23 protein-coding genes and 1 tRNA gene are annotated in these 21,427 nt (G+C 68.9%); 8 read left to right on the top strand and 16 right to left on the bottom strand.

Features of this window, described 5'->3' with window-relative positions:
* Positions 1 to 40: 40 nt before the first annotated feature.
* Complete coding sequence (locus tag BMW35_RS12040; RefSeq protein WP_089669680.1) at positions 41 to 841, bottom strand: MOSC domain-containing protein; 801 nt, start codon at positions 839 to 841, stop codon at positions 41 to 43.
* A gap of 171 nt (positions 842 to 1,012) precedes the next feature.
* On the opposite strand from BMW35_RS12040, the gene BMW35_RS12035 reads away from it, so the two are divergent.
* Positions 1,013 to 1,267 carry a hypothetical protein gene (locus BMW35_RS12035; RefSeq protein ID WP_089669679.1) on the top strand — a complete coding sequence of 85 codons (255 nt, stop codon included), beginning with the start codon at positions 1,013 to 1,015 and terminating at the stop codon, positions 1,265 to 1,267.
* Positions 1,268 to 1,330: 63 nt separating this feature from the next.
* On the opposite strand, the gene BMW35_RS12030 is transcribed toward BMW35_RS12035, so the two are convergent.
* A complete protein-coding gene (locus tag BMW35_RS12030) occupies positions 1,331 to 2,308 on the bottom strand; it encodes an ornithine cyclodeaminase family protein (RefSeq protein WP_089669678.1) in 978 nt (325 codons plus the stop codon).
* An 85-nt stretch (positions 2,309 to 2,393) separates the two neighbouring features.
* Between BMW35_RS12030 and BMW35_RS12025 the strand changes: the two genes are divergently transcribed.
* On the top strand, positions 2,394 to 3,584 hold the full coding sequence (locus BMW35_RS12025; RefSeq protein ID WP_089669677.1) for an NAD(P)/FAD-dependent oxidoreductase: 1,191 nt from the start codon (positions 2,394 to 2,396) through the stop codon (positions 3,582 to 3,584).
* An 11-nt stretch (positions 3,585 to 3,595) separates the two neighbouring features.
* On the opposite strand, the gene BMW35_RS12020 is transcribed toward BMW35_RS12025, so the two are convergent.
* From BMW35_RS12020 to BMW35_RS12010, 3 genes are all read right to left on the bottom strand, one after another.
* On the bottom strand, positions 3,596 to 3,934 hold the full coding sequence (locus BMW35_RS12020; protein WP_089669676.1) for a HalOD1 output domain-containing protein: 339 nt from the start codon (positions 3,932 to 3,934) through the stop codon (positions 3,596 to 3,598).
* Between the two features lie 100 nt (positions 3,935 to 4,034).
* Positions 4,035 to 4,547: a GNAT family N-acetyltransferase gene (locus BMW35_RS12015; RefSeq protein WP_089669675.1), complete on the bottom strand. Its 513-nt coding sequence runs from the start codon at positions 4,545 to 4,547 to the stop codon at positions 4,035 to 4,037.
* Positions 4,548 to 4,637: 90 nt separating this feature from the next.
* Entirely contained in the window at positions 4,638 to 5,171 is a 534-nt protein-coding gene (locus BMW35_RS12010) for a DUF8173 domain-containing protein (RefSeq protein WP_143052197.1), read from the bottom strand.
* Positions 5,172 to 5,326: 155 nt separating this feature from the next.
* Between BMW35_RS12010 and BMW35_RS12005 the strand changes: the two genes are divergently transcribed.
* Both BMW35_RS12005 and BMW35_RS12000 read left to right on the top strand, forming a co-directional pair.
* A complete protein-coding gene (locus BMW35_RS12005) occupies positions 5,327 to 6,007 on the top strand; it encodes a potassium channel family protein (protein WP_089669673.1) in 681 nt (226 codons plus the stop codon).
* Between the two features lie 4 nt (positions 6,008 to 6,011).
* Positions 6,012 to 7,706: a potassium transporter TrkG gene (locus BMW35_RS12000; protein WP_089669672.1), complete on the top strand. Its 1,695-nt coding sequence runs from the start codon at positions 6,012 to 6,014 to the stop codon at positions 7,704 to 7,706.
* Between the two features lie 230 nt (positions 7,707 to 7,936).
* Here the strand turns inward: BMW35_RS12000 and BMW35_RS11995 are convergent, their stop codons facing one another.
* From BMW35_RS11995 to BMW35_RS11965, 7 genes are all read right to left on the bottom strand, one after another.
* On the bottom strand, positions 7,937 to 8,527 hold the full coding sequence (locus BMW35_RS11995; protein WP_089669671.1) for an archaellin/type IV pilin N-terminal domain-containing protein: 591 nt from the start codon (positions 8,525 to 8,527) through the stop codon (positions 7,937 to 7,939).
* A gap of 292 nt (positions 8,528 to 8,819) precedes the next feature.
* Positions 8,820 to 8,890: transfer RNA gene (locus BMW35_RS11990), tRNA-Pro, on the bottom strand.
* A gap of 59 nt (positions 8,891 to 8,949) precedes the next feature.
* Positions 8,950 to 9,840, bottom strand: coding sequence for an RNA-guided pseudouridylation complex pseudouridine synthase subunit Cbf5 (locus BMW35_RS11985; RefSeq protein WP_089669670.1), 891 nt, complete (start codon positions 9,838 to 9,840; stop codon positions 8,950 to 8,952).
* Between the two features lies 1 nt (position 9,841).
* On the bottom strand, positions 9,842 to 10,420 hold the full coding sequence (gene cmk / locus BMW35_RS11980; protein ID WP_089669669.1) for a (d)CMP kinase: 579 nt from the start codon (positions 10,418 to 10,420) through the stop codon (positions 9,842 to 9,844).
* 110 nt (positions 10,421 to 10,530) lie between these two features.
* On the bottom strand, positions 10,531 to 11,403 hold the full coding sequence (locus tag BMW35_RS11975) for a DUF106 domain-containing protein (protein ID WP_089669668.1): 873 nt from the start codon (positions 11,401 to 11,403) through the stop codon (positions 10,531 to 10,533).
* A gap of 88 nt (positions 11,404 to 11,491) precedes the next feature.
* A complete protein-coding gene (locus tag BMW35_RS11970; RefSeq protein WP_177170837.1) occupies positions 11,492 to 11,842 on the bottom strand; it encodes a BsuPI-related putative proteinase inhibitor in 351 nt (116 codons plus the stop codon).
* Between the two features lie 42 nt (positions 11,843 to 11,884).
* The gene (locus tag BMW35_RS11965) at positions 11,885 to 12,535 is read right to left on the bottom strand and encodes an adenylate kinase (protein WP_089669666.1); all 651 of its coding nucleotides are present in this window, start codon (positions 12,533 to 12,535) and stop codon (positions 11,885 to 11,887) included.
* A 110-nt stretch (positions 12,536 to 12,645) separates the two neighbouring features.
* Between BMW35_RS11965 and BMW35_RS11960 the strand changes: the two genes are divergently transcribed.
* Positions 12,646 to 13,056 (top strand): DUF7975 family protein, encoded by a 411-nt coding sequence (locus tag BMW35_RS11960; protein WP_089669665.1) that lies wholly within the window; start codon positions 12,646 to 12,648, stop codon positions 13,054 to 13,056.
* A gap of 6 nt (positions 13,057 to 13,062) precedes the next feature.
* On the opposite strand, the gene BMW35_RS11955 is transcribed toward BMW35_RS11960, so the two are convergent.
* From BMW35_RS11955 to trkA, 3 genes are all read right to left on the bottom strand, one after another.
* Positions 13,063 to 13,278, bottom strand: coding sequence for a hypothetical protein (locus tag BMW35_RS11955; protein ID WP_089669664.1), 216 nt, complete (start codon positions 13,276 to 13,278; stop codon positions 13,063 to 13,065).
* Positions 13,279 to 13,474: 196 nt separating this feature from the next.
* A complete protein-coding gene (locus BMW35_RS11950) occupies positions 13,475 to 15,037 on the bottom strand; it encodes a TrkH family potassium uptake protein (protein WP_089669663.1) in 1,563 nt (520 codons plus the stop codon).
* A complete protein-coding gene (gene trkA, locus BMW35_RS11945) occupies positions 15,034 to 16,377 on the bottom strand; it encodes a Trk system potassium transporter TrkA (RefSeq protein WP_089669662.1) in 1,344 nt (447 codons plus the stop codon). The genes BMW35_RS11950 and trkA overlap by 4 nt, the downstream gene beginning before the upstream one ends.
* Before the next feature lie 106 nt (positions 16,378 to 16,483).
* Here trkA and BMW35_RS11940 point away from each other — a divergent pair, with 106 nt between their 5' ends.
* From BMW35_RS11940 to BMW35_RS11930, 3 genes are all read left to right on the top strand, one after another.
* On the top strand, positions 16,484 to 19,108 hold the full coding sequence (locus BMW35_RS11940) for a hybrid sensor histidine kinase/response regulator (protein WP_177170836.1): 2,625 nt from the start codon (positions 16,484 to 16,486) through the stop codon (positions 19,106 to 19,108).
* Between the two features lie 102 nt (positions 19,109 to 19,210).
* Entirely contained in the window at positions 19,211 to 19,549 is a 339-nt protein-coding gene (locus tag BMW35_RS11935; protein WP_089669660.1) for a DsrE family protein, read from the top strand.
* A gap of 7 nt (positions 19,550 to 19,556) precedes the next feature.
* The gene (locus tag BMW35_RS11930) at positions 19,557 to 20,198 is read left to right on the top strand and encodes a DUF2238 domain-containing protein (RefSeq protein ID WP_089669659.1); all 642 of its coding nucleotides are present in this window, start codon (positions 19,557 to 19,559) and stop codon (positions 20,196 to 20,198) included.
* Here BMW35_RS11930 and BMW35_RS11925 read toward each other — a convergent pair whose 3' ends face one another.
* On the bottom strand, positions 20,199 to 21,404 hold the full coding sequence (locus BMW35_RS11925) for an ABC transporter substrate-binding protein (RefSeq protein ID WP_089669658.1): 1,206 nt from the start codon (positions 21,402 to 21,404) through the stop codon (positions 20,199 to 20,201). It abuts the gene before it with no gap.
* Between the last annotated feature and the right edge of the window lie 23 nt (positions 21,405 to 21,427).

Raw genomic sequence — 21,427 nt, 5'->3', positions numbered from 1 at the left:
AGACGGTGGAGACGTATAGCCTCCCGGGATGGTCACTGGGTCACTCGCGCCCCTCCGGTGGTTCGACGTGGACCGTCACGTCGTCGCCCACTGCGAGCACCTCGTCGCCGTCGAGGCCGGTGGCGCGCGCGAGAATCATCACGGCGTAGTAGTGGTCGAACGCGTCCCAGTCGGCCCACTCGGGGAACGACCGCTCGCGCTCCCGGAGGAACGTCTGCCGGAAGTCCGCGACCGACTCGCCGGTATCGGGGTCCCGCGAGGGCACGACACAGCGGTTGCACGGCGTCACGCCCGCGAAGCGCACGCCGCCGGCCTCGAAGGTGGGCGCGTCTTCGCCGACGAACCGGTCCTCCCAGAACGCCGGAACGCCGCCGACCTCGACGTTCGCGCGGAGGCGACGTCGCACACCCTCGGTGCCGAGGCTGTCGAACCACGACGCGACGGTGTCCAGCGTTGCCGTGCTGACGACCGACGGCCCCATGCTCGGGCGGTCCACGAACCCGGCATCCTCGTCCGCTCGGACCAGAGAGAGGGCCGCGTCGAGCCGGTCAGCGAACCAGTCTCCGGCCGCCGCGCGCCCGCTGTCGGTGCCGAGGCCGAACTCGCGGTGGTCGCCGTCCGGCCCCGTGACGGCCAGCGTCCCCGCGTCCGGGTCGTAGTCGGTGCGGAACTCGTGGAGCGCCGGGAACTCCTTGGCGTTGACCGGGTTGCCGTCACCCTCGACCAGCGCGAACGCGCGGTCGTCGGCGAGCGTGCCGCCGGGCCGGAGCGCCGCCCGTTCGACGGCCTCGCCGTCCAGGCCTTTCACCGGGAACACGCGCAGGCCAGCGATGTGTGCCATCACCGGGACGGTGTGTCGGCTGGCGTATAGCTGTTCGCAACCCCGGTGTGGTAGCCGGTAGTATACAGTCTCTCGGTGCGCTACGTCCCCGTGTGAGCGTGGGGCCGAAACGCAGAGCACGCATCTCGCCCGAACCGAACAGTTATTGACCGGCAGACAGAGTGTGGCGGTATGAGCACCCATTCAGTTGACACGTCGCGGCTCCTGACCGAGAGCCGCCGAATCGGGGCTATCGTCCTGGTCGGGTTCCTGCTCGCGCACCTCCTCGTCGCCGTCGTCGACACGTTCATGCTAGACCTCCTCTACGGCGTCAAAGGGCTGCTGGCGGCGGTCATCCGGTACACGACCCTGCTCACGGCGCTGTGCTACGTGCTCGCGAGCGATGGCGTCGGCACACCGTCGGCCGCGACCCCCGGTGGCGACTGAGCGGCGTTCTGGGTGTCCGTCGACGAACCCCGGCGGCCCGGAGGCGCGAACTCGCGTCCCCACTCACAGCGGCTGCTCGCTGCCCACGTCCCGCTCGCGAGCCGTCTCGTACACCTCGGTGGCGGCGGCCACGTCCATCACGGCGGAGCCGACGCTCTCGACGACCAGCGCCTCGTCGCCGCGCTCGCGGCCGCGTTCGCCGCGCAGCACGGCGGAGAACGGAATCAGGTCGGACTCGTCGAGGTCTGTCGCCGTGAGGTCGCCGGTCGCCGCCACCTCCTCGGGGACGTCCGCGAACACGCGGGCGGCGCGGTCGAACACCGCGGGGTCGAGTTCCTGCATCTCGGCCGTGTACGCGCCGACGGCGACGACGAGCGCGCCGTCAGCCAGCGCGTCGGCCGGGAACACCGGGTCGGCGCTGGTCGTCGCCGTCACCACGACGTTCGCGCCGACAACCGCGTCGCGGGGCGAGCCGACGGCCGTCGCGTCGATGCCGTCCTCGCGGAGGTCGCTCGCGCACTCGGCCCGCGAGTCGCTCGGCGAGTAGACGCGGACCGCGTCGAGGTCGGTGAGGGCGTCGATTGCTCGGGTCTGCCAGCGCGCCTGCGCGCCAGCGCCGAGCACGCCCAGGGTGACGGTGTCGCCGACGGCGAGGTCGCGGGCGGCGAGCCCGCCGACACAGCCCGTCCGGGCGTTCGTGACGTGCGAGCCGTCGAGGACGGCCACTGGCTCGCCCGTGCGGGCGTCGGAGAGCACAATCTGGGCGTGGACCGTGGGGCGGCCGCGGTCGGGGTTGTCCTCGTGGACACTCACCAGCTTCGTCGCGAAGTACGGTTCCCCGTGGACGTACGCCGGCATCGCGAGCCCCGTCCCCAGGGGCTCGTCCCCGTCGCCGAGCCCCTCGCCGACCGGGTAGTGCGGGCGCTCGGGACGCTCGACGTCCCCGGCCCCCTGCTTGACGAGCGCGTGCTCTACGACCGGAGCCAGCGACGCGAGGTCGAGGACGCCGCGGACGTCCCCGTCGTTCAGTACCAGAACCATGCGGGAGTGGTGTCGGCCCACCGAGTTAGCTGTTCGCCCGCCCGAACCACACACTTATCTCGGCTGGGTCGTGTGAACTACACGCATGAACGTGGTCGTCGTCGGCGGCGGCATCGTCGGGCTCGCCGCCGCGCACTCGCTCGCCGAACGCGGTGTCGACGTGACGCTCTGCGAGCAGGGGTCGCTCGGGGACGCCAGCACGGCACGGGCCGCCGGCGGCATCCGCTGCCAGTTCTCCACCGCCGTCAACGTCGACCTCTCGGTGACGAGCCGACGAGTCTGGGACGACTTCGAGGCGCGCTTCGGCGTCGACATCGCGTACCGGAGACCCGGCTACCTCTTCCTCGCCCGCGACGACGCGACAGCCGACCAGTTCCGCGCGAACGTCGTGATGCAGAACGAACGGGGCGTCGACAGCGTCCTGCTCGACCCGGAGGACGCCGTCGAGCACTGCCCGGGCCTCCAGCCCGAGGGGTTCGTCGCGGCGACCTACCACGCCGAGGACGGCTTCGCCGACCCGAACCTCGCCGTCCAGGGGTACGCCAGCGCCGCCCGGGAGGCGGGCGTCGACGTCCGGACGAAGACCGCCGTCACCGACGTGCTGACCGAAGCGTGCGTCGGTGGTGACACCGAGACGCCGGACGACTGGACCGGCGGGTCGGTGGTCGGCGTCGACACCGACGACGGCCGCCTCGACGCCGACTACGTGGTGAACGCCGCGGGCGCGTGGGCCGGCCGGCTCGCGGGGCTGGCGGGCATCGACCTCCCCATCGAACCCCGTCGCCGCCAGATTGCCGTCGTCGACCCGAGCCGTCCCGTGCCCGAGGACGTGCCGCTCACTGTCGACCTCGACACGGGGTCGTACTTCCGGCCCGAGCGGGACGGTGCCGCGCTCGTCGGCGGCCACTTCGGCGGCGACGACCCCGCCGTCGACCCCGACCGCTACTCGCAGTCTATCGACCTCGACTGGGCCGCCGACGCCGTGGAACACGCCGCCGACTACACCACGTACTTCGACGAGGAGTCCGGCATCAAGCGCGGCTGGGCGGGCCTGTACGCCGTCACGCCCGACCACCACCCGGTCGTCGAGGAGACCGTCCCCGGGTTCGTGACGGCTGCCGGGTTCTCCGGACACGGTTTCCAGCACGCCCCCGCCACTGGACAGGTGGTCTCGGAGCTCTGCCTCGACGGCGACGCGTCGCTCGTCGACGTCGGCCCGCTGGCGAGCCGGCGGTTCGCCGACGGCAGCGACCTCGTCGAACGCAACGTCGCCTGACGCCGGCCCGGCTACGCGTCGGTCGCCTCTCCCATCGAGTCCTTGACCGGGACCATCGTGACGTGGCCGCCCGGCGTGACCGTGATTCGGTAGCCAGCGTACGAGAACGTCATCTCGAGCTGTGCGGACTCGCTCGGCGGGTCGTCGAACATCCCGCCGACGAACTGGTCGACGACAGAGTACAGCGAGGGCAAGTCGTCCATCTCGATGTCCTCGTGGTCGGCGAGCACGGTCAACAGGTCGTACTCGGCGGTCTGCGGGTCCGGCTCGATGCCGAACTGGAGGATGCCGTTCTCGTCGACGTCGACGTCGACGTCCGCGTCTGTGCCGCTGGGTTCGTCGTCTCTCATACCGAACGGACCGGCGAGACGGCCGTAGTAGTGGTGGCAGAGTGGGTGCCGCACGCGGACAGCGTGGTTTCCAGCGCCGACGGTGGCTGCACGCGCGCCGCTACGGGTCGTCGAGCCGGTACCGGCACTCGGGGAACGTCTCCCCGCCGATAGTGGTCTCCGCCGCGCCCGCCTCCTCGAACCCCTGGGCCTCGTAGAACGCCCGCCCCTGCTCGTTCGCCGCCAGCACCGTCGCCTCCACGCGCTCGCTCCCGCGGGCCGAGAGCGCAGCCACCGTCGCGTCCAGCACCCGCCGCCCGACGCCCGACCGGCGCTCGTCGGGGTGGACGTACAGCCGCAGCACGTGGCCCGTCTCGCCGTCGACGTAGCCGTGTGCGAACGCCGCGATGTCGCCGCGCCCGCTGTCGGCTCCCGCGGACTCCGTCTCCGCCACGTAGACCGGCGTGCGTTCGTCGGTCACCAGGTCGGCGAGGGTCGCTTCGTCGTACCAGTCGTTCACGCCGGCGGCCACCGTGTCCCGCGTCAGGAGGTCCGCGTAGTCCCGCTCCCAGGACGCCTCGGCGACCGCCCGAACCGATGCGACGTCGTCAGTGGTCGCCTCGCGCACTCGCATGCCCCTAGTTACCACGGCAACCGTGATTAGCGTTTCTGCGGCGGATTTCTCGGGGCGTTCGGTGACGCGCCCCCGCAAGCGGCCGGTCAGCTACGCGCGGGAGTACTCGACGACTGCGCCGAGGCCCAGGCTCCCGACGACGAACCCGACGATGCTCCCCAGGACCGGAACCAGATTCGTCGCGCCCGCGACGACTGCGCCCACCAGGAGCGCCTGCACACGGCTGTCCAGAATTCCGTCAAACACCGCCAGGTATCCTACGGCGCTCCCGACGAACGCCACCGCAACGAACCCGACTGCGAGTGGAACCCAGAGCACGATGCCGAAGCCGGTCAACACCAGCAGCACGGATACACCGACGAACATGACGAGTACGACCACGCCCCACACGAAGCACGCCGCGCTCTCGCCACGGATGCGGTCCACGCTCTGGTCCACGAACTGGGGGGCCTTCGACAACAGCACGCCGCCGACGAACAGCGTGGCGACGAACGCCAGGACTGCCTGCACGGGCGGTGATAGCTCTGTGGACTGGGCGGCCGCAGCCGGCCGCGCGGCCACGGTCGCGGGGACGACAGCAAGTAGGACGCTCAGACTCGCGGCGCTCCGGTGGAGGGCAGACATACGTCCGGTCCCGCCACGCACCAGTAAGTGTCTGGTGACTTCCGGCGACTCCGGCCGACCGCCCCTGACGTGACCTGGGCACCCGCCGGACGGTCCCGGAGGATCGCCGCCCAGAACGGTAGCCTTTCGGGTGTCGGTTCTGAAGACGGTCAGTAATGTATCTCGTCATCGTCGGCGCGGGCGACATCGGCGCGCCCCTCATCGAGATTGCCACCGCCGGTGGCAACGAAGTCGTCGTCATCGAACGCGACGACGAGCGCGCCGAACGCGCCTCCCGGAACTACGACTGTCTGGTGCTCAACGACGACGCGACCTCCAAAGAGACGCTGGAGGAAGCCGGTGCCGACCGCGCGGACGCGCTGATTTCGACCACCGACCAGGACGCCACGAACGTCATGGTGTGTCTGCTCGCGCAGGAACTCGAAGTGCCGGACGTCGTCTCCGTCGTCCACAACCCCGAGCACATGGGCCTGTTCCGTCAGATCGGCGTGAACACGATGCAGAACCCCCAGCACCTCATCGCGGAGTACCTGTACCGCGCCGTCAAGCGGCCGTCCATCGTGGACTTCATGCGCATCGGCGAGGAGGCGGAAGTGTTCGAAATCACGGTCGAATCGGGGGCTCCGATTGCGGGGCGGACGCTGGGCGAAGCCGACAGCGAAGGGCTGCTCGGGCAGGACACGCTCGTCGTCGCCATCGAGCGCAACGGCGACAGCCCGCCGATTACGCCACGGGGCGACACCACCATCGAGGCGGACGACGTGCTCACGGTGTACTCGCGGAACGGCGCGACCCCCGAGGTGACCGACGTCTTCGGCCACGCAGAGGACCACTAAGACGATGGCCGGACGGAACGACGCACGGCTCCCGGCCGACCTGCGGACCATCGCGCGCGACGTCGGGTCGCTCGTGCTGATGGAGGCAGGGCTGATGGCCGTCACCACAGTCGTCGCGCTGGGGTTCGGGGAGTACCACGCCGCGCTCGCGTGCTTCCTCGCGGCGGGCGTGACGGCCGCCGTCGGCGGGACGGCGAACCACGTGTTCGCCGACGCGCCGGCCCCGAAGATGAAACACGGGATGGTCATCGCCGCCAGCGGCTGGCTGCTGGTCGCCGTCTTCGGCGCGCTCCCGTTCTTCCTGACGGCGTGGCTCACGCCGCCCGCGGCGATGGACGCGTTCGTGCCGGCCGCCACAGACACCGCCTCGTGGGACTCACTCCGCGTCGGCGGCACCACGACGCTGTCCAGTCTCGCGTACTTCCGGGACCCGCTGCACGCGTTCTTCGAGAGCATGAGCGGGTGGACGGGCAGCGGGCTCACGATGGCGATTCACGAGCCCTCGCTGCCCCGGACGATTCAGTGGTGGCGGTCGTTCATCCAGTGGGTGGGCGGCGTCGGCGTCATCGTCCTCACGGTGTCCATCCTCGCGCGCCCCGGCAGCGGGAGCTACGCGCTCTACCAGAGCGAAGCCCGCGAGGAGAAAATCCACCCCAGCGTCGTCTCCACCGTCCGTACCGTCTGGAAACTCGTCGTCGGCTACACCGGGCTGTCGTTCGCGCTCCTGTTCGGAGCCATCTACTACAGCACCAGCGAGTACAGCCAGTCGCTCGGCCTCGGCGAGATCGCGTGGCAGGCGCTCAACCACGCGATGACCGGGCTCACGACCGGCGGATTCTCGGTGACGGACAACTCGATTGCGACGTACAACTCGCCGCTCGTCGAGACGGTCCTCCTGCCGATCATGATTCTCGGAGCCATCGCGTTCCCGGTCCACTACGTGGTACTCAGGGACCGTGACCTCGGTGAGCTGGTCAGCGACCTCCAGACGCGGTGGCTGTTGGCCCTGCTCGCGGTCGGCGTCGCGGTCCTCTCGGTCCAGAACATCCTGACCGTGCCGTCGACGACTGGCGCGTTCGCCACGCAGTCGTTCCTCCCGTTTTCGGTGCCGTCACTGGACGCCGCGCAACTGGACGCCATCCGTGACTCGACGTTCCAGTGGGTGAGCGCCCTGAGCTGTACCGGATTCCAGTCGGCCCCCATCGGTCGCTGGCTCGCCGGCGCGAAAGTGCTGGTCGCCGGCGCGATGGTCGTCGGTGGCGCGGCCGGATCCACCGTCGGCGGCATCAAAATCATCCGCGCGTACACCGTCCTCCGCGGCATCTTCTGGCAGTTCTCCCGCGTGTTCCTCCCGGAGAGCGCGGTCGTCACCGCGCGAATCGGCGACCGCACGCTCGACCGCGAGTCGATGGAACGAGAGTTCAGCGAAGCCGCCATCGTCTCGCTGCTCTGGGTGGTCGTCCTCGTCGCGACGAGCGTCGTCCTCGTGAACCTCACCGGTGCCGAATTCGGCTACGCCGACGCCCTCTTCGAGGTGGCGAGCGCGCAGGGCAACGTCGGCCTCTCCTCGGGCATCACGGGCCCGTCGATGTCACCGATAGCCGAAGCGATGTTCACGCTGAACATGTGGATCGGCCGCCTCGAAATCATCCCCGTCCTCGTGTTCGCTCGCGCCGTCATCTCGGGACTCAACCCCTGATACGCCGGCACTCGGCTCCACGGCCGCGCTGGCTCACTTCCTTCCGGAGCTGCTTCGGCCCCAAGTACGAGGTGGATGCGGTGGGTCGCTCTGCCGACCACCGCGTCGGTAGAGCCGCGATGCGCGTGCAGCCGCGGCTATTCGAAACTTGTGCGACGGGCGGTGAAAACGGAAGTGGACCAGGTGGAGTTGGTCTCGCTGAGCGGTACGCAGCGAGGCGACTCCGCGCCTTACAGCTTGACGGCGTTCTTGTCCTTCAGAGACTCGGGGACGTTCGCCCAGTAGGAGGTTTTCGAGCCGTACTGGGTGGTCAGCGTGAGCTGGACCTCGTCACCCGCCGAGAGATTCCCGGTGAGCGTGTCCGAATGCATGGTGACCTGAATACGGTCGGACTGCTGCACCAGCACTACGTCGGTGTCGCCTTTGACGGAGGTGGTGTTGAAGTTGTCTTTACTATTTCCACCCGTCGCATTTGCCAGCGTGTCGTGCGTCAGCGTGGTCGCCTTGTCTGGGCCGATCCACTGGATAGTGGACTTGCTGAGATTGATGTTGTCAGCACCGGCGGCCTGACGCACTGTCAGATTCACGTAGTCCACCTGTTCGCCGGTTACGTTGCCGTATGCGGAGACGACGTCGATACGGTTAGAGACCTGTGCGCTGGCTTCCTCGCCCGTGGCTGCGCCTTTGGACTGGAGGAAGCCGGCCGTGTTGATGAGGACGCCGGCGGCGATCGCCGCGACCAGCACCATCGCGATGAACACGATGAGTGTGCCGATCCCGACCTGACCGCGCTCGTCCTCGTCGTTGATAAACTCGAACATCTAGCTACACCACCAAGGGAGAAATCGCTCGCGTATAAGTCCTCTCTCGTGGTTATCGGGAGTGAAAACTGGGGTGGGCAGAGAGGTGACAGAGATATCACGACAGATAACGCTTCCAGCGGTCCTTCGCGTCTGTCGTGTTTGTATCCGCCTCGCGGCCCGCGTAGTACTCGCTGGAGGCCGTCACGCCAACCACCATCCACCATACAACAGCCGCGTGTGTCCCAACTCCGGCTCGCCTGCCTCGCCAGCGTCGCTGCTGCTACTTGTGTGGGAGCAGTACGGAATTGAGTGGGACCGTCGAGATTCGAACTCGAGTCCGACGCACCCCATGCGCCGAGGATACCGCTACCCCACGGTCCCGCACTCGGAACGACGCGCGGTCCGGCATTAAGGCCTTCGCTTCGGCGCGGCGAGCGTCGTCAGACGAGGACGCGCTCCAGGTCGACGACCGTGCCCGAGTCCGCGTCGGGGTCGCCGGCGAGGCGGCCGAGGCAGACCGCGGACCCGGCTTCGGTGTGGCAGGCGACGAGCGCGCCGCGGTCGGCGTCGTCGGCCGCGAGGACGCCGGGTGCGTACACCGGCGCGCCGTTCGCGACCTCGCGGGCGGCGGAGTCGGCGATGGTGACACTCGGCAGGTGCGTGAGCGCGCATTCGGCGGGCTGGACGGCCGCGCGGAGCGCGTCTTCCGCGGTGCCCGGTGGTTCGGTGTCGTCCTCGTCGCGCAGCCACGCGAGCGCGTCCGAGAGGCCGTGGAGCGTGACGAGGCCGGTGTCGTCGAACGGCGTGGTGGCGGTGCGACGGAGGTGACCCATGTGGGCGTTCGTCCCGAGCGCGCGCCCGATGTCGTGACAGAGCTTCCGGACGTACGTCCCGGACTCGCACTCGATGCGGAGCAGAGCTTGGCGACCGTCGAGGTCGAGGACGTCGAGGGCGTACACTTCGCGGCTGCGCAGTCGGCGGGCGACCGCGGACTTCTTCGGCGGTTTCTGGTAGACATCGCCCTCGAAGTCGGCGACGACCGCCTCGAAGTTCCGGGGCGGGTCGTCGTGGAGTTCGAGGACGGCGACGTACTCCTTCGGACCTTCCAGCAGCGCGGGCGCGAGTCTGGTGGCAGCCCCGGTGAGCACTGGGAGACAGCCCGTGACTTTCGGGTCGAGGGTGCCGGCGTGGGCGGCCTTCTCGACGCCGACCATGTCCCGAATCCACGCGGACACCTGATGGGCAGAGGGTCCCGGCGGCTTGTCGAGGTTCACGACGCCGAACTCTAGGACGGCGTCGGGGTCGCGGTCCTCGGGCGGGGCTCGAATCATCTCAGAACTGGTACTGGACGTTCTCGATGGGCGTCGGGCCCTCGTCGCGCTCGGCCTGATAGGCGTCGACGGCGTCCAGAACGATGTCCGTGACAGCGTCCGGCCCCCAGCGCGCAGTGTTCACCGAGAGGTCGTAGATAGTGATGTCGTCGAAGTCGATGGCGTAGTACTCCTCGTATCGCTGCGTCTCGGAGTTCTCGCGCTTCTCGGTCTCCGCGCGCGCCGCCGCCGGCGTCTTGTCCTCGCGCTCGGCGATGCGGCGCGCCCGCACGCCCATCGGCGCGTCCAGCCAGATTTTGATGTCGGCGTACTCGCCCGCCATCCACCCCGCGAGCCGGGACTCCAGAACGACGTCGTCCTGATTGCGTGCGGTCTCCCGGAGCTGTCGGTCGAGGTCCTTGTCGATCTGGGGGTCGTCCTCGGCGAGCTCGTTGAACTCTTCGAGGCTCATGCCGCGCTCCTCGGCGAGCCCGCGGAAGATGTCGCCACCCGAGATGTGTTCGTACCCGAGGTGGTCGGCGAGTGTCGACGCGACCGTGCTCTTCCCGCTCCCCGGTGGCCCGGAGATGGTGACTAACATATCCGTGCTGGGAGCGGCCGGGACAAAGAGGTTTTGAACCGCGCGTCGCGGCGACAGTGAACGTCTTGGGGCGAGGACCGCCGTCGGTCGCGGCTCGTACAGGAACCGCGTTACGTCGGCGACGTCTGGATGTTCAGCGCCTTCCGGATGACGTTCGAGAAGCTGAACGAGCAGACCATGTACCAGACAATCCAGGCCGGGAACACGAGGACCTGGCCGTTCTGGAGGTCGACGTTACCCATGAGCGGGAGCGTCATGTTGAGCTCCTCGGTGGGGACGCGGCCGGTGCCGAGCTTCCAGTACATCCAGAGGAACACCGGGATGGTGAGCAGCATGATCCACACCATCGGCCGGAACTGCTCCTTGAGCATGCCCGCCTGGTCGCCGAACGCTTCCATCTGCTCCTCGCGGAGGCGTTCGACCTCGGCCTCGTCGCCGCGCTCCTTCGCGGCGGACATCTTGTCCTGAAGCGCCTGGGCGCGCTCCTGGTACTCCGACATCTTGTCCATGTCCGTCAGATTCGCCTGCAGGAGCGTGGAGTACAGGCCCGTGAGCACCGCCAGAACGAGAATCACGACGTAGAACGGCAGCATCGCGTCGAGCGGGCCGAGCAGCATGTCGATCGAGTTGCCGATGCCGTTCCGGATTGGCGAGTAGCTGTACCCGATCATCGCGCCGACAGCGCCGACGCCCGCGAGCTTGTCGTACGTCGACCACGACGTGTTCTCGGGGGAGTCGTCGTCGCCGCCGTCGTCGGGTGCGAGTCCGTCCTCGACGCCCTCGGGGTCGGCGAACCGGAACCCCTCGTCGCCCTCCACGAGGATGTCCTTCTCCAGGAGGCGACCCCACTGGCCGCTGGAAACGTCGCCGCTGACGTCCTGCCACTGGAGCTCGCCGTCGTGGTCGAGGAGGTCCTCGAGGATGGTCGCCATCTCGGGGTCCTCGCGGACCAGCGACCGTACTTTCTCCGCGGTTCGTGCCATCTCGTCCGGGTCTTAGCGACGACCGCTTGAATCGCTTACGGAACCCTGACCGGAGTCGGCGCTCGCGACCGTCGGTCGCGCGGGAGGGTCACGCGACCGATACTCGCGTCTCGGCGCTGGCGTCGGCGTCGGTCGCGGCGAGCCACACCCTGACCCGGTACTCGCCGGGGTCGGGGTCGTGCCACGTCGCGTCGAACGTCGCCTCGCCCCCGGTCGGAATCGTCTCCGTCCCGAGCGCCATCGAGAACAGTCGGCCGTCGCCGTACCGCCACACTTCGTCGGCGTCACGCTCGCTGTCGTCGTCCCGTTCGGCGACGGCGTCGACGCGCTGGCCGTCCCGAAACGAACACTCGACCGGCTCGTCGCCCGTATTCCGGACGGTGAACGCGAGTTCGAGGTCGCCGTCCACGACACTGGCAGTCACGCTGGCGTCCAGCACGGCCGTCGAATCGTCGCCGTGGCGTATAGTCCTGTGGGGCCGTCAGTCGTCGCGCTCTGCGACCGCGTCCCGGACGTCAGTCCAGACCTCGTCGGGCGTCTGCTCGCCGTCGATTTCGACCAGCACGCCCGCCTCCCGGAAGTACTCCACGACGGGCGCGGTGTTGTCCTCGTACACCTGGATGCGCTCTCGCGCTGTCTCTTCCGTGTCGTCCTCGCGCTGGTAGAGGTCGCCGCCGCACTCGTCGCAGACGCCGGCCTCCTCGGGCTGGTCGAAGTCCACGTGGAAGGTCGCACCGCAGTCCTCGCAGACCCGGCGGCCGGTCAGCCGACCCACCAGCTCCTCCTCGTCGACGTCCAGATAGAGCACGGCGTCGAGGTCCGTGATGGAGTCGAGGTACTCCGTCTGGCTCTCGTTGCGGGGGTAGCCGTCGAGGACGTAGCCGTCGGCGTCCGCCAGTGCGCTCTTGACGATCTCGTTGACGACTTCGTCGGGCACGAGTTCGCCGGCGTCCATGTACTCGCCCGGCGTCTCGTACTCCACGTCGAGGTGGCTGATGTCCATCTGCTTGTTCGCGCGGAGCGCGTCGCCAGTGGTGACGTGCTCGACGCCGAACTCGTCGACGAGTCGTCGGCTCTGCGTGCCTTTCCCAGCGCCCGGTGCGCCCAGCAGGAGTAGGTTCGGGTTGCTCATACGCCACCTTCAGCCGCCCCGATTAAGGGCGTGTCGTTCCCGGCTGAATCGTCGCAGTACCGCGACGCGGACACCCGGCCTGATATGAGTGTGGGCCGCCAACTCCCGGTATGACGCGATTCGACGCCGACAGCGAGGCCGACCGCATCGACCTCGTCGCCGACACGGTCGCCGCCCACCGCGAGCGCGACAGCCAGTTCTGCACCGTCGAGGCCGCCGACGACCCGAGTGACGACCCAGAGTTCCTGCCGCCGTGGGTGCAGTTCGCCGACGGCACCCTGAACCTCGACTGCACCCAGCCCGAGCTGGACGCGCTGAGCGACCTCCTCGGCCGGTACGGCGCGTTCACGGTGTCCGAGCGGACGACCGTCGACCCCGAGACAGCGGAGGAGACGCCGTCGACGAACGTCCGCGTCGACGCGCAGGCCGACGACGAGCGCGTCGCCCAGTTCGTCGACGCCGTCTTCCGAGAGGTCTACGGACTCCCCGAGGACTTCCGGCTGTGGGCGGTCGAGGTCTGACGCCGGCTACCGCTGCCGCCACGCCATGTTCAACACGTACCCGAGGATGACGCCGGCGTACAGCAGGAGCGCGCCGCCGTCGATTCGCCCCTCGTAGACGAGGTACGCGAGCCCGGCGAACGAGAGGAGGACGACGACGGCGGCCAGCGCGCGGAGTGCGACCGCGTAGACGCGCTCGCTCGCCCCCTTCGCTCGACTCCGCGTCGTCTCTTCGGAGGTCATGCCACTACGCCGGCGCTCGCCGCGGTTTGTTACCCGGACCGTACCCGTGGTGGTCGCCGAACTGCGGGATACCGGGGTACCGGCTGGTGTCTCTTCCACTCGAGAGCGTAGAGCTTCTGTCCAGCGTTAGCCGACGGTACGGGGTCCCGTCAGCGCCACACCCCCAGCGGCCGGCTGCACTCCCAGATTCGTCCTGTCAGTCCTGCCAGTAGGACTTCGTGAACAGGACGAGCACGGGGATGACTTCTAGTCGACCCACCCACATCAGACCGACCATCAGGAGCTTTGTGGCGTTCGTCAGCGGCTCGTAGCTCCCCATTGGGCCGACCATGCCGAACCCCGGCCCGACGTTCCCGAGGGTGGCGGCGACGGCGCTCATCACCTCGATGGCCGACAGCGTCTCGTCGATGCGCGACGCGTCGATGGCGACGAACACCGTCCCGAACGCGAACAGCGCGAAGTAGACGGCGGTGAACGCGTAGATGCCGCGGACGCCGGACTCGTCGAGTGCTCGGCCGCCCAGCCGGACCGGCTCGACGGCCTCCGGGTGGATGGTCGTGAACAGCTCGCGTTTGAGGCTCTTGATGATGACCAGCCAGCGCACCATCTTCACCGCGCCGCCGGTGCTGCCCGCGCTCCCGCCGACGAAGATGGCGAGGAAGAGGACGTACTTCGCGGGCTCGCCCCACTGGGCGAAGTCCATGCTCGCGTACCCCGTGGTGGTGACGATGGAGACAGCCTGGAAGGCGGCGTGTCGCAGCGACACCTCCGCCTCGCCCGCGACCGGGCCGACCGCGACGTCGAGGGTCGGGCCGGCGAACAGCAGGCCGGCGATGACAGCCGTGAAGACGCCCGAGACGCCGGCGTAGAACCGGAACTCGGCGTCCCCGAACAGTTCGTCCAGATCGCCGGTCAGCGCCTGCCAGATGAGCGCGAAGTTCGTCCCCGCCGCGAACATGAACGGCACGATGACCCACTGGACGATACCGGTGAACGCCTCGATAGACTTCGCCTCCGGGCTGAAGCCGCCCGTCGCCATCGTCGTGAAGCCGTGGGCGACGGCGTTGTACAGCCCCATGTTGTCCGCGAAGCCGGCCTGATTGAGGCCAAACAGCAGGAGCACTTCGACGGCCGTGATGCCGGCGTACGCCAGCCAGAGCGCGCGCGCCGTCTCCGCGATGCGGGGCGTGAGCTTCTGGATGCCCGGCCCGGGCGCTTCGGCGTCCATCAGTTGCGCGCCGCCGACCGAGAGTTCGGGGAGGATGGCGACCGCGAGCACGACAATCCCCATGCCGCCGAGCCACTGCGTGAGCTGCCGCCACATGAGGATGCCGTGGGAGTGCCTGTCGAACGATATCTCCCCGAGGACGGTCGCCCCCGTCGTCGTGAAGCCGCTCATCGTCTCGAACAGCGCGTTCGCGGGATTCGCGAGCTTCGACATGGGAGCCGTCGCTGCCGCCACGCCCGGGATGCCGTGGGCCGCCACGAGGTACGGGAGGGCACCGACGATGCTCACCGCGAGCCACGTGCCCGCAACCATCAGGAACCCCTCCCTGCTGCCGATATTCTGGATGTCGCCGACCCGCTCCATCGCGGTACCGACCGCGAGCGCCACCAGAATGGTCACGACGAACGCCGCCACGCCGCCGTCGCCGTAGTAGAGACTCACCGCCAGCGGCACGAGCAGCGGCACCGAGAGCCACTTCACAACGGTGCCGACGAGTGCCGCGCTCGCCCGCCAGTCGACTCTGAGCCTCATAGCTTCGAGGTGACTTCGTCGACTGCGTCCGCTTGCGCGAACGCGACGACGTGGTCACCGACTTCCACGACTGTGTCTCCGCGCGGCGTCACGAGTTCGTCGTCCCGCGTGATGGCTCCGAGCACGACGCCCGCCGGCAGGTCGGCGACGCCCGCCTCGATTGTGCGTCCCGCGAGCACGCTCTCGTCGGTGATTTCGACCTCCAGCACTTCAGCGCCGCCGGAGCCGACGATAGCGACGTTCTCCGCGCGTCGCTCGCGCGTGAACCGGGTGATTTCCTCCGCGGTCACCTCGCGGGGGTTGACAGCGACGTCCACGCCCACCGCCTCGAACAGCTCCACGTACCGCGGCTGGTCGACGACGGCGATGGCGCGGTCCGCACCCACGCGCTTCGCGAGCAGCGCCGCCAGCAGCGACCGCTCGTCGCTGCCGAGCGTCGCCACCACCACGTCCGCGTCCTGGACGTGTTCGCGCGTCAGGAACTCCGGGTCGGTGGCGTCGTGGGAGAGAATAGTCGCGTTCGGCACTCGCTCCGCGAGGTCCCGGGCGCGCTCGTCGTCGACCTCCACGACGCGCGGCGACAGCCCGCGCTCTACGAGCAGGTGGGCGGTGAGTTCACCGGTCTTCGACCCGCCGACGACGACCACGTCTTCGACCTCGTCGAGTTCCCCGTCGGTGAAGAGCGTCCGGGCGAACTCCCGAACGGTCTGTGGCAGGCCCACGACGACCACGCGAGACCCCGGCTCGAGGACAGTGTCTCCGCCGGCAATCTGGGCGTCGTCCGTGTCGGCCGGAATCACGGCGACGAACGTGAGTTCGTCGAAGCGGTCGGCTTCCGCGACGGTCTGCCCCGCGAGCGGGCTCCCGTCCGGCACGTCGAACTCGGCCATCTCCACGCGCCCGTCCGCGAACGGATTCACGTCGCGGGCCGACGGCAGCCCCACGATGCGGACGATGGTCTGGGCCGCCAGGAGGTTCGTGCAGACGAGGAAGTCCACACCGAAGGCTCCCTGGTGGGCCTGCCACGTGTCGAGGTAGTTCGTCTGCTCGACGCGCGCGATGGTGAACGCGTCGCTCCGGGTCTTCGCCGTGGCACAGACGATGAGGTTCGTCTCCTCGCTGTTCGTCACCGAGATGACGACATCGGCCGCCGCCACCTCGGCCTCCTGCAGCACGTCCAGGTCGGTCCCGTCGCCGGTGACACCGAGGACGTCCTCGCTGTACTGGATAGACTCGACTCGGTCGGCGTCCCGGTCCACGACGACGACTTCGTGGGAGCCCGCGAGGCTGCCCGCGATACTCGACCCGACCTCGCCGGCGCCGACAATGAGGATGCGCACTAGTTTCGGCCCCCGCGTTGCATGTCCGGTGACTGGACGGCCGCCGTCAAGTGCGTGTCGGAAGCGACTGCAACGTTTATTGGCCCCCAGAATACATCGGGTACAAATGACGACCGTGTCAGGGGACCCCATCGTCGTCCTCCTCGTCGAGGACGACGACGCGCTCGCGGACCTCACCGCGACGTACCTCGAACGGGAAGACGACGACTTCGACGTGACGACCCGGCCGGACGCCGAATCCGCGCTCGAGTATCTCGGGGACGCGACCGTCGACTGCATCGTCTCGGACCACGACATGCCCGGGATGAACGGCCTGGAGTTCCTCGAAGTCGTCCGCGAGGCCCACTCCGAACTCCCGTTCATGCTGTTCACCGGGAAAGGCGACGAGGAAATCGCGAGCGACGCCATCTCCGCGGGCGTCACCGACTACCTCCAGAAGGACACCGGAACCGACCAGTACACCGTCCTCGCCAACCGCGTGCGCAACGCCGTCGAGAAGCGGCGCTCGCAGACCGCGCTCCGCGAGGAGAAACACCTCCTCGAACAGGTCCTCGCCACCACTCCGGGGTCCGTCGTCTTCCAGCCCGACGGCCGCGTCGCCTCCGCCACGGACCGCGCGCAGGCGACACTCGGACTGAAGGACGCGCAGTTCCCCGCCGACCCCGACTGGACGCTCGCAGACCTCGACGGCGACCCGCTCGGCGGGAACGACCATCCCGCCCGCCGGGTCGCCGACAGCGGCCAGCCGCTGCACGGCGAACGGCTCGCGGTCGTCTTCCCGGACGGCTGGGAGAAGTACCTCGTGATGCACTGCGCGCCCATCTTCGACGACGACGGCGGCGTCGACCGGGTCGTCGCCTCGTTCACCGACATCACCGACCGCGTACGCCGAGAGCGCGAACTCGCGCGCGTCCAGACCATCGTTCAGGCCGTCGGCGACCCCGTCTACACGACCGACGAAGACGGCGTCATCACGTTCGTCAACGACGCCTTCGAGGAACTCAGCGGCCGCGACCGAGACGACCTCGTCGGCAGCCACTCGTCGACGCTGATGACCGACGACGACTTCGCCGAGGGGACCCGCGTCGTCTCACGCCTCATGAAGGGTGACGGCGAGTCCGCGACCGTGTCGTTGACTGGTGAGCACTGGGCCGACGGCGTCGACCACCTCGACGTCCACGTCGGCCTGCTCCCGGAGGACGGCGGCTTCCGGGGGACAGCCGGCGTCGTCCGGGACGTCACCGAGCAGCGCCGCCGCGAACGCAAACTCCGGGAGAGCGAGGAGAAGTACGCGACCGTCGTCGAGGAGGCGAACGACGGCGTGTTCGTCGCCCAGGACGGCGTCCTGAAGTTCGCGAACTCCGAGGGTGCCGCCATCCTCGACTCCGACCCGGAGTCCCTCGAAGGGACGCCGGTCGCGGACGTCGTCGCGCCGGAATACCGCGAGACAGTCCTCTCCCGGCTGGAACGCCGACTCGCCGGCGGCGACCCCGAGCGGCGCTACGAGTTCGAGGCGCTGACCACCGACGGCGACCGAACCCCAATCGAGTTCACTGCAGCCACCATCACCTACGAGGACGACCCCGCCGTGCTCGCCATCTGCCGAGACGTCGCCGACCGCCGCGAGCGCGAACGGCAGCGACGGCGCGCCGAGACCATCGTGGAGACCGCGCCGGACGCGGTGTTCATCCTCGACGAAGCGGCCAACTACGTGGACGGCAACCGTCAGGCGGCCGACCTGCTCGGACTCCCCTACGACGAACTCAGCGACCACAGCGTCCCCGAGCTCGTCGACGACGGAATCTTCGAGCGCGAAGTCGTCCCTCGATACCGGGAGACAGTCGCCGCGTTGCTGTCCTCGGACAACGACCACGACAAGGGCAAATTCGAGTTCCGCGTCCACCCGGCCGACGGCGACGAGACCAGAGTCGTGGAGTGCCACCTCGCGCTCCGCCCCCACGACGGCGACTTCCGGGGAGCCATCGGCGTACTCCGGGACGTCACCGAACGGAACCGGCGACGCCGCGAACTGGAAGCCCAGAACGAACGCCTCGACGAATTCGCGAGCGTCGTCAGCCACGACCTCCGGAGCCCGCTGAACGTCGCCACGGGGTGGCTGCAGCGCTACCGGCAGACCGGCGACGAGGACACGCTCGTCACTGTCGAGGAGTCCCTCGACCGCGTCGACGAGATACTCGACGAACTGCTGACGCTCGCCCGCGACGGCCCCGACAGCCGAGACCCCGAGGCCGTCCCGCTTCAGGACGCCGCCGCTGCGGCCTGGAACGCTGTCGATACCGGCGACGCCAACGTCGACATCGACACCGACGACTGCCGGGTGACGGCTGTCCCCAGCCGTCTCCAGGAGCTCTTCGAGAACCTCTTCCGGAACGCTGTCGAACACGGTTCGACAGACCACGCGTCGCGCACCCCGGAGAGCGTCGTCCCGTCCGAACGGCCGGTCCAGCCCGACGGGGCGTTCCGGGAGTCCGCAGCGGTGACGGTTCGCGTCGGCGAACTCGACGACCGGCGAGGGTTCTACGTGGCGGACGACGGGCCCGGTATCCGCGAGACCAACCGCGAAGACGTCTTCGAGATGGGGTACACGACGACCACGAGCGGCACCGGGTTCGGGCTCGCAATCGTCGCCACGACCGCGGAGAACCACGGCTGGGACGTGACGCTGACGGAGAGCGCGGACGGCGGCGCGCGCTTCGAGTTCGAGACGTGACTGTAGCCCGCCCGTCAGCCGCGACCGCGTCGAGTTGCGGGACGGAGGAGTGCTGGTCAGTGCAGGCAGTCGGCATTAGTCGCTCTCGCCCGTCGTACGCGTATGCGAAGCGTCGTACACCTGAGCTCCGGCGACGAGGCCGAACAGGAGACCGCGCTGGCCGTCGCGGAGAACATGCTCGCCGACGAGAGCGACAGCATCGACGAAGTCGCGGTCGTCGCGCAGTCCGGTGGCATCGAAGCCGTGACCGCCGACGGCGAGTACGCGGACCGCGTCCGCTCGCTGCTCGACGACGGCGTCCCGTTCAAGGGCTGTGCGAACACCCTCGAGACGGCGAGCCTCGACGAGTCGGACCTCGTCGACGGCGTCGAGACAGTGCCGGAGGGTGCCGTCGAGGTGACGCGCCTCCAGAACGACGGGTACGCGTACCTCCGACCCTGAAGCAGCGATGAACGACGGCGATACCGGGGCGTCGAGGCGGTCGAGACCGGGCGTCGACGGCGTTGCTCTGGCGAACCGCGTCGTCAAGGCCGGTATCGGTGTCGCACTCGCCGCGGGCGTCCGCCGCCGCGACCCGACAGTCGTCGTGAACGCGGTCGTGTCGGCCGCGTTCACTGCGCTGCCGCGTGCGCTCGAAGCCAGGTACGGCGTCCGACTGCGGCCCTGGCACCGGCTCTGGGTGTCCCTGTCGGCGCTCGTCCACACGCTCGGGATGCTCGGACCCTACGACCGCGTGTGGTGGTGGGACCACCTCGCGCACACGCTCTCTGGCGTCGTCGTCGCGGGCGCGACAGACCTCGCCCTCCACGCGGAGTCCGGTGACGGCGACACCGCGGCGGCCGGCCCCCGGGCCCGCGCAGCGACGATTACGACCGTGACACTCGCGCTCGGTGTGTTCTGGGAACTGCTCGAGTACGCGGTCCACGCCGTCGCCGACCGACTGGGGTTCGAGCCGCTGCTCGTCCACTACGGGCGGAGAGACACGCTCGGCGACCTGGTTTTCGACCTGCTCGGTGCGGGACTCGTGGTTCGGTTCGGCCGGCGCGCGCTCGGCACCAGCAACCCGACGGCCAGTGGCGACTCCGGGTAGTCAGGCCCCGTCGGTGACGATGCGCGCGACCTCGTCGCGGTCGAACAGGCGTTCGGCCTCGGGAATCTCGGGGTACGAGCCGCCCTCGTACTCGGGCCACTCGCCGAACACGTCCGGGTAGAGCTGCTTGGCGGTCATCTCGAGCTGGAAGAGGTTCATGATGGGGCCCTGGTAGCGCATTCCCGACGCGTACACACGGTCGTTCTCCACCGCGGAGAGCCGGCCGCCGGTTTCGCTATTCCGGAGGCGCTCGCGGACGTCTGTCATGTCGTAGTTCGGAGTCGCGCCCCAGAGGTGGAGGATAACGTCCGGGTCCGCGTCCAGCATCGTCTCGTAACCGACCGTCCCCCAGAGGCTCGACCAGTCCTCGTCGGCGAACGCGTCGTGGGCGGCCAGCGGCCGAGTGTCGGCCAGCCAGTACCCGGGCTTGTTCAGGTGGTACGTGTAGAACGAGCCCTCGCTGTACGTCACGCGGACGGCCGTCGGACGCTCGCTCTCTGGCGGCAGCTCCGACTCGATGGTCGCGAGCAGGTCCTCGTGGACCCCCCGGAGCGCCTCGAAGCGCTCGCGTTCCTGGAACACGTCGGCGACCCGGCCGAACAGCTCCCAGAGCGTGTAGTACTCGTAGTCGTCGCGGTAGGCCTCGTGAGGCTGGGCGTGCGTGCCGCTGTAGAAGTTCCCGAACCACGGGCCGATGCTCGACGCGATGTCCGCGATATCACTTTCGTCCCAGCCGTCCTGCGTGCGCACGTACGCGGGGTCGAGGAAGTGGACGTCGCTGTCGAGGTCATAGAACTCCTCGGGGTCGAGGCCGTCACCGAGCGGGTCCGGCAGCCCCTCGTAATCGAAGCCGACGCCGTCGAGGCGGTCGTAGTAGTTGTTCATCGTCGGACCGCTCATCTGCGGGACGTAGATGGAGTTGACGGCGTCACCGTGGCCGAGTGCGACCGCCATGTCGGCGTACTGGGGGAACAGCACGAAGGCGTTCTCCGGCGGCTGCTCGAACGTGACATCGCCCATCGGAGCCAGTGACGCCTGGTAGTCCGCCGACCCGGTGGTCGTGGTTGCGTCCGTTCGCTGGCCGGCCGTGGTCAGGTCGTCCGTGTTCTCGTCGCCGTCCGACTCGGGGCTCGCACAGCCGGCGAGCAGCGCACTGCTGGCCGCCGCCCCCATCAGGTACCGTCGGCGCGTCAGTCTCCCGCGCATAGATTTTAGGCAGCCCTAAAATA

Source organism: Halobacterium jilantaiense (assembly GCF_900110535.1).
Taxonomy (GTDB): Archaea; Halobacteriota; Halobacteria; order Halobacteriales; family Halobacteriaceae; genus Halobacterium; species Halobacterium jilantaiense.
The sequence above is the reverse complement of the archived record's forward strand: the minus strand, read 5'-3'. Positions and strand labels throughout refer to the sequence as shown.

Coding starts and splice junctions, on each gene's coding strand:
- BMW35_RS12040 (WP_089669680.1), bottom strand. CDS start 841: ATGGCACACATCGCTGGCCTGCGCGTGTTCCCGGTGAAAGGCCTGGAC.
- BMW35_RS12035 (WP_089669679.1), top strand. CDS start 1,013: ATGAGCACCCATTCAGTTGACACGTCGCGGCTCCTGACCGAGAGCCGC.
- BMW35_RS12030 (WP_089669678.1), bottom strand. CDS start 2,308: ATGGTTCTGGTACTGAACGACGGGGACGTCCGCGGCGTCCTCGACCTC.
- BMW35_RS12025 (WP_089669677.1), top strand. CDS start 2,394: ATGAACGTGGTCGTCGTCGGCGGCGGCATCGTCGGGCTCGCCGCCGCG.
- BMW35_RS12020 (WP_089669676.1), bottom strand. CDS start 3,934: ATGAGAGACGACGAACCCAGCGGCACAGACGCGGACGTCGACGTCGAC.
- BMW35_RS12015 (WP_089669675.1), bottom strand. CDS start 4,547: ATGCGAGTGCGCGAGGCGACCACTGACGACGTCGCATCGGTTCGGGCG.
- BMW35_RS12010 (WP_143052197.1), bottom strand. CDS start 5,171: ATGTCTGCCCTCCACCGGAGCGCCGCGAGTCTGAGCGTCCTACTTGCT.
- BMW35_RS12005 (WP_089669673.1), top strand. CDS start 5,327: ATGTATCTCGTCATCGTCGGCGCGGGCGACATCGGCGCGCCCCTCATC.
- BMW35_RS12000 (WP_089669672.1), top strand. CDS start 6,012: ATGGCCGGACGGAACGACGCACGGCTCCCGGCCGACCTGCGGACCATC.
- BMW35_RS11995 (WP_089669671.1), bottom strand. CDS start 8,527: ATGTTCGAGTTTATCAACGACGAGGACGAGCGCGGTCAGGTCGGGATC.
- BMW35_RS11985 (WP_089669670.1), bottom strand. CDS start 9,840: ATGATTCGAGCCCCGCCCGAGGACCGCGACCCCGACGCCGTCCTAGAG.
- cmk (WP_089669669.1), bottom strand. CDS start 10,420: ATGTTAGTCACCATCTCCGGGCCACCGGGGAGCGGGAAGAGCACGGTC.
- BMW35_RS11975 (WP_089669668.1), bottom strand. CDS start 11,403: ATGGCACGAACCGCGGAGAAAGTACGGTCGCTGGTCCGCGAGGACCCC.
- BMW35_RS11965 (WP_089669666.1), bottom strand. CDS start 12,535: ATGAGCAACCCGAACCTACTCCTGCTGGGCGCACCGGGCGCTGGGAAA.
- BMW35_RS11960 (WP_089669665.1), top strand. CDS start 12,646: ATGACGCGATTCGACGCCGACAGCGAGGCCGACCGCATCGACCTCGTC.
- BMW35_RS11955 (WP_089669664.1), bottom strand. CDS start 13,278: ATGACCTCCGAAGAGACGACGCGGAGTCGAGCGAAGGGGGCGAGCGAG.
- BMW35_RS11950 (WP_089669663.1), bottom strand. CDS start 15,037: ATGAGGCTCAGAGTCGACTGGCGGGCGAGCGCGGCACTCGTCGGCACC.
- BMW35_RS11940 (WP_177170836.1), top strand. CDS start 16,484: ATGACGACCGTGTCAGGGGACCCCATCGTCGTCCTCCTCGTCGAGGAC.
- BMW35_RS11935 (WP_089669660.1), top strand. CDS start 19,211: ATGCGAAGCGTCGTACACCTGAGCTCCGGCGACGAGGCCGAACAGGAG.
- BMW35_RS11930 (WP_089669659.1), top strand. CDS start 19,557: ATGAACGACGGCGATACCGGGGCGTCGAGGCGGTCGAGACCGGGCGTC.
- BMW35_RS11925 (WP_089669658.1), bottom strand. CDS start 21,404: ATGCGCGGGAGACTGACGCGCCGACGGTACCTGATGGGGGCGGCGGCC.